The following is a 5622-nucleotide window of genomic DNA, read 5'->3' as shown; positions in this document are numbered from 1 at the left end:
TGCTGCCCGCCATCGTCTGGAATGGGTGCCCGCGATCAGTGGAATGCGCACGCAGCCTTCCCGGCGAAGACCATGCAGGAGTTGATTGCGAAAGCTCAGAAGGCACCGGGACAAATCACGTTCGCGTCCCCAGGCACAGGCTCGCTTGGACACGCGAACGTGGAGTACTTCTCCAGTCTGGCGAAGATCAAGCTTTTGCACGTGCCGTACAAAGGATCGGGCATGGCGTTGAACGACACCATCGCGGGCCAAGTCGACGGGATCACCGACAACCTGCCGTCGGCGCTGTTGCACATCCAGTCGGGCCGGCTGAGGGCGCTGGCGGTGCTTTCGGACAAGCGTTCGCCTGCGTTGCCGGACGTTCCGACCTACGGCGAATTGGGCTACCCACAAATGGGAAATGGCGGATGGTTTGGCGTGGTTGCGCCGGCTGGTACGCCACAGGACATCGTCAACAAGTTGAACCTAGCGATCCATTCCGCCATGCAGCAGCCGGAGTTCATCAAGAAGATGGACGAGGCTGGAGCCACTCTCATCCCGAACACGCCGGCCCAATTTCAAGCCCAGATTCAGCAGGCGGTGACGCGCTACGCAGCCGTCGCCAAGGTGGCGAAGTTCAGCGCGGAGTGACACATGATGAAACCACGCCCGTTCTTCACGGTGCACGCACCGCACGGCGACGCGATCCCTTTGGTGTGCGATTCGCCGCACAGTGGAACCGATTACCCTGAAGACTTCGGTCACGCCGTGGCGCTCGCGGACCTGCGCGCAGCGGAAGACACGCACGTCGAGGCCTTGTGGGGTGACGCCCCTTCCATGGGGGCAACCCTTCTTGAGGCGCACTTCCCTCGCAGTTACATCGATTTGAATCGCACGTCGGTCGACATCGACCCCTCGCTGCTTGACGCAGCATGGCCTTCGCAACTTCATCCTGGAGAGAAAACCCGCATCGGTTCAGGACTGATCTGGCACAAGGTCAAAGGGCTACGCATCTACGACCGCCTGCTCTCCGTTGCCGAAGTCCAGCGCCGGATCACCGAATGCTACGAGCCGTACCACGCAGCGCTTGCACAGGCCGTGGAGCGCACCTATCACGACTTTGGAGGCCTTTGGCACTTGAACCTCCATTCCATGCCGAACAACGCGTACGAGCGCCTGCAGATCAGAAGCGTCCGCCCTCTTGCGGATTTCGTCCTGGGTGATCGGGATGGAACGACCTGCGAGCCAGCCTTCGTCGCGTTGGTGGAGGACTACCTTCGAACCAAGGGATACACGGTCGCACGCAACGATCCCTACAAAGGTGTGGAACTCATCGGGCGCATTGGACAGCCGACGACGGGCCGACACAGCATGCAGATCGAGATCCGCAGACCGGTCTACATGGATGAAGCGACGCGAGAGCGAAGCAGCAACTTCGAGTGCGTGCGCCGAGACATCAAGGGACTTCTTTCCACGATCCGCGAGTATCTTCGCGCCCAACCGCGTGCCCCGATGCGCGATCGCGACGCAGCCAGGGCTGCGACAGGGCGGGAAGCGATGGGCGAAGGCGGGCCGCTGCGTGTGGGGTGAGTCGCCGTTCTGCCGCACCGCAGGGCAATCCTGAGTCTTGTCGCCCGTGTAAGAATCCCGCCGCTTCGCTTGGATGACTTGTGCGACAAGAAGGAGAACCGCATGGCGATGAGGTTGGGGCTACGTAAGTACCTGATGGTGGCAGGGCTCTCGGCTGCGCTTGCGTCCGAGATGGGGCACGCGTTTCAGGTTCTGCCGCGAATAAGCGATGTGGACCGCAAGCTCACGAGCGTGGGCACCAACCAGTGGGTCGATGGGATCGGTCTTTGGTTCGTGGGCAACGCGCTGCCCATGCTCAAGAACCCGGTTCACGAAGCCATCACTTTGAATGCGCTTGACTGCACGGCAGCTGCCGGGTCGGAGGCTCAGTGCCTGACGCGGGATGCCATTCAGCAACACCAAGTCTTGCTGTATGGCGTCAGATGGCCTGACGACCCACCCTTCGCACTCAATCGGGACAAGCCTCCTCGCACGTCCAGTTGCAATCCGGCGGTCGCGTTGCGATCGACCGCGCAGCCCAAATGTTGGGCAACCTTGTTTGCCGATGCAGGTACTGCGGCGAAGGCCAACTTGGCCAAGGACTCATCGACTCCAGCCTTCGGGCCTGGCGAATACATTCTGTATCGATCGCACTTTGGCGACCTTCAATTCTTTCATTCGATGGCGGCCCACGATGGCGAAATGGCAGCCGTCACCCAGCGTCGCATGAAGACCTGGGCGCAATTCTTATGGGGTGTCGCTACCAAGACGCTGCCCACGGATCGATTCATTCGCGACATGGAGCCTGCGGCGTTGGGGGAGTACTTCCCGGGGGACATCACGGCCACCAACCTCTTGGCAACCGGCATCGTGGAGGTGCGCAAGGACCTTTCGCAGGTAGCGATGGGCGCGTTGCTTCACATGGTTCAAGACAGCTTTTCGCAGGCACACAGCGGGCGTGTCGCTGAGACGGGAGCGATGTGTCCCGAAACTTCCAGGTTTGCGCAGCCTGGCCGCATCGACAGGTTCTACAGCTACGCAGGACAACTCGGATCGGCGCACGATCGGGAGGACACGTTCTCATCGCTGCACATGCACACCCTTCAGGTCAGCCCGACGGTGGTGGATGCGAGCCGCAACTTTTTGACGTTGTGGAAGGAAGGTGCGAGTTGGGAGGAGGCCGAGAAGTTGTTCGACTGCGTGTTCGCTTTGCAGGCCCCCGGTGCGTTGGCGGGGCCGGGCCCGTTCGTCGATTGAGCCTGCTCAACGGCCGGTTGCAAGGATGCCAGCCATCGGCCGGGCCTAGCATCCACTCTGGTGCTACAGACGACCCGTCGCTTCGATCTCTCTTTGCGCCAATTGGCGTAGCGAGACGCCTTCGAGCAATCGCAAGGTCATCTCGGAAAGCCGACGCCACATGGCTGCGGAATGGTCGTCGTCGACCGCCACCCCCGCAAACGCTCGCAGAACGTCGGTAGCCGCGTCGTCGTCGACAGCCAGAACGATGTCGGCAACGCTGATCGCGCTTGGAGGACGTGCAAGGCAGTATCCGCCAGTGATGCCCTTGAAAGACGTCACGAGGCCGCCCACGCGCAGCTGTGCGACGAGACCTTCCGCATAGCCGCGCGAGATCTGATGGCGGTTCGCCAACGAGATCAGGCTCACGGCGCGAGCACCGTGGATGGCCAGGGAAGTCATCAAATCCACCGCGAGGCGGCTTCTGGTGCTCAGCCTCATCCCGCTGAAGAGGCGCAGAACGCCTCAACGATCGGGGCAAGCCCGCCCGTCGACGTTATCGCCCTAGAGATCATGCCGCGGCTCGCCTTTGGGCGGGGACCGTGACCCCGCGCATCTCGTCCAAGCCCTCAAGACAGAACAGCCACTTGCTTTTGGACACCATGTCGCAGGTGCCGTCGACCATGCCCGTCAAGAAGGTTCGGACCCAAGGGTCGTTGGACTGCAAAAGTCCAGCGCGCTCCAGTCGAGCGAGGTCAACGAGAACGTCGCGTGCCCACGCGCGGATCCGGTAATCGACGACAAGCCAGTAGGGGCGCCCCTCCATCGCCAATGGATCGAACTCGGGAGGAATTGGAAATGAGTGCGTGATGGTCATGGCCGGGTTTGGAATGCGGCCTGCACGGCCGTGCCTCCTGGATGTCGCAAATGAGCGCGCACAAACCGCATCCACTACGGCAACTTGCGAATGCGCGCTCTTGCGATACACGGCCACGCAATCGTGGCGCGTTCCAAGAGTCTAGGTTTCGAGATCGAAGATCAACAGGCAACGCCTTTACGTTTTCGTCATCTGCAAGTCATCGCGCCATCAGATCGCCTGGGGATGCGGCAGCCTGTGGATGCCAAGACTTGAAAGCTGGCGGCACAAGGCTCATGGGTCAAAGACTGCGCCAACAAGAGACAACGGATCGCTTCCGAAACACAGACCGGAGCTAAGGGATTTTCCCGAGGTCGCATTGGCGCCGGAGTGTTGTGTGGACGCCATATCTCAAATCTGACAGACCGAAACTGGCGTCCGATTTGCTGTGGAGAACGACGAGAGCCACAGCCGACGGGGCTTTGCGGGTACTCCCGCGCAGCAGTCGTCCGATGTTTTCCTCGATGCCACGGCCTCAACCTGACGGCAAACCGATCAAAGCCGTCATTTCAAGGTCATATTCAAGACAGATACTTCGCTTCAATTGGCGTGCAATGCGTCAGGTGCGTTGTCGACCCCGTCTTGTCACAGGCGATGGGTCAAATTCTTCGTGGCTCCTCGATGAGGCGCTGGTTCCGGTCGCTGTCTCCAGCGGCATCCCACGAACCAAGATTTTTCAATCACGAAGCACTTACTAGCATGAAACACATCCTTCTGGCCGTTGCCGCACTCACCGGCGCTGCAAGCGCGTCGGCCCAAAGCACCGTCACCCTTTTCGGCGTTCTCGACGCGTCCATCACCCGACTGTCCAGCGACACCGCCAACAACACGGGCATGTCGAACGGCGAACTGTCGAGCAGCCGCCTTGGCTTCCGCGGCGTGGAAGACCTGGGTGGCGGTCTGAAAGCCGGCTTCTGGCTCGAAGGTTCTGTCGGCGTGGACAACGGCGGATCGAGCTACCGATTCGACCGTCGCTCCACGGTCAGCCTGATGGGCAACTTCGGTGAAGTCCGTCTGGGCCGGGATAAGTTGGCCTCCTACCTCAACATCGAATCCTTCGACCCGTTCGGCGACATCGGCGTGGGCGGCAACGGCTTGAACAACATGCTGGGAAGCGCGACCGGTGCAGAAGGCACTGCAGAAGGCAGCCATCCCAAGCGCTCGAGCAACATCATCTCCTACGTGAGCCCGAACATGGGCGGCTTCCACGGCCAGCTGCAGTACTCGTTCGGCGAGCGGCCCAGCAACCAGGGCAACAGCGATCGCGGCAACGCTGTGACCGGGCGTCTGGGTTACAAGGCCGGTGCGCTTGAGGTCGCTGGCGGCTACGCACAGATCACGGGCGGCTCGGACACCATCAAGGAAACCTACAAGGCCTACAACCTCGGCGCTTCGTACAACTTCGGCATGATCAAGCCCATGCTTCTGCTGGCAAGCGAGCGTGGCGCGGGTCGTCGCGTCGACGCATGGACGCTGGGTGCCATCGCTCCCGTGGGCGCTGCGGGCGAGATCCGTGTGGCCTTCACGCAGTTCAATAACAAGACCGTCGACGATGCGGACACGTACAAGCTTGCCGCCGGGTACGTCCACAAGCTGTCCAAGCGGACCTCGCTGTACGGCATGATCGCCCGCGTCAACAACGACGACAACGCCACCCGAGGCTTCGCAACCTCGTCGTCGGCTCTTGCCAACCCGATCTCGGCCGGCGATAGCGCCACCGGTTACTCGATCGGCGTGCGTCACCTGTTCTGACGGACCAAGGGCCGCGCAGAACCCGGTCAACTGCGTGGCCTTCCATTTTTCATTCGCGATGACCTGAGTGGGATTTGCCCTGGTTCGTAAGGACCGGGGCCTTTTTTCGTACATCGAAAGTAAGCGTCCGGCGAAGTCATCTTGACTTCGCCGAGCAGGCTCAGTGAGCA

At 61.2% G+C, this 5622-nt stretch carries 6 protein-coding genes; 4 read left to right on the top strand and 2 right to left on the bottom strand.

Going from position 1 to position 5622, the window contains the following annotated elements; genetic code table 11:
- The 3 genes from IE209_RS33370 to IE209_RS33360 form a co-directional block, all read left to right on the top strand.
- The coding region (locus IE209_RS33370) for a tripartite tricarboxylate transporter substrate-binding protein (protein ID WP_268245989.1) at positions 1 to 630 on the top strand (630 nt) is incomplete at its 5' end.
- Between the two features lie 3 nt (positions 631 to 633).
- Positions 634 to 1569: an N-formylglutamate amidohydrolase gene (locus tag IE209_RS33365; protein ID WP_373305471.1), complete on the top strand. Its 936-nt coding sequence runs from the start codon at positions 634 to 636 to the stop codon at positions 1567 to 1569.
- A 102-nt stretch (positions 1570 to 1671) separates the two neighbouring features.
- Positions 1672 to 2805: a hypothetical protein gene (locus IE209_RS33360; protein WP_229883189.1), complete on the top strand. Its 1134-nt coding sequence runs from the start codon at positions 1672 to 1674 to the stop codon at positions 2803 to 2805.
- Between the two features lie 63 nt (positions 2806 to 2868).
- Here IE209_RS33360 and IE209_RS33355 read toward each other — a convergent pair whose 3' ends face one another.
- Together IE209_RS33355 and IE209_RS33350 are read right to left on the bottom strand one after the other, a co-directional pair.
- Positions 2869 to 3285, bottom strand: a complete 417-nt coding sequence (locus IE209_RS33355) for an RrF2 family transcriptional regulator (RefSeq protein WP_268245988.1) — start codon at positions 3283 to 3285, stop codon at positions 2869 to 2871.
- Between the two features lie 70 nt (positions 3286 to 3355).
- Positions 3356 to 3661 carry a hypothetical protein gene (locus IE209_RS33350; RefSeq protein WP_189691160.1) on the bottom strand — a complete coding sequence of 102 codons (306 nt, stop codon included), beginning with the start codon at positions 3659 to 3661 and terminating at the stop codon, positions 3356 to 3358.
- A gap of 738 nt (positions 3662 to 4399) precedes the next feature.
- Between IE209_RS33350 and IE209_RS33345 the strand changes: the two genes are divergently transcribed.
- The gene (locus tag IE209_RS33345; RefSeq protein ID WP_189691159.1) at positions 4400 to 5452 is read left to right on the top strand and encodes a porin; all 1053 of its coding nucleotides are present in this window, start codon (positions 4400 to 4402) and stop codon (positions 5450 to 5452) included.
- Positions 5453 to 5622 lie beyond the last annotated feature (170 nt).

Origin of the sequence: Pseudorhodoferax aquiterrae (genome assembly GCF_014652235.1) — a bacterium.
GTDB lineage: Bacteria > Pseudomonadota > Gammaproteobacteria > Burkholderiales > Burkholderiaceae_C > Pseudorhodoferax > Pseudorhodoferax aquiterrae.
This window is presented reverse-complemented; position numbering and strand designations above follow the sequence as displayed.

Bases quoted from the DNA above. Each gene is read 5' to 3' on its own strand.
- IE209_RS33365 (WP_373305471.1), top strand. From the start codon at position 634: ATGATGAAACCACGCCCGTTCTTCACGGTGCACGCACCGCACGGCGAC.
- IE209_RS33360 (WP_229883189.1), top strand. From the start codon at position 1,672: ATGGCGATGAGGTTGGGGCTACGTAAGTACCTGATGGTGGCAGGGCTC.
- IE209_RS33355 (WP_268245988.1), bottom strand. From the start codon at position 3,285: ATGAGGCTGAGCACCAGAAGCCGCCTCGCGGTGGATTTGATGACTTCC.
- IE209_RS33350 (WP_189691160.1), bottom strand. From the start codon at position 3,661: ATGACCATCACGCACTCATTTCCAATTCCTCCCGAGTTCGATCCATTG.
- IE209_RS33345 (WP_189691159.1), top strand. From the start codon at position 4,400: ATGAAACACATCCTTCTGGCCGTTGCCGCACTCACCGGCGCTGCAAGC.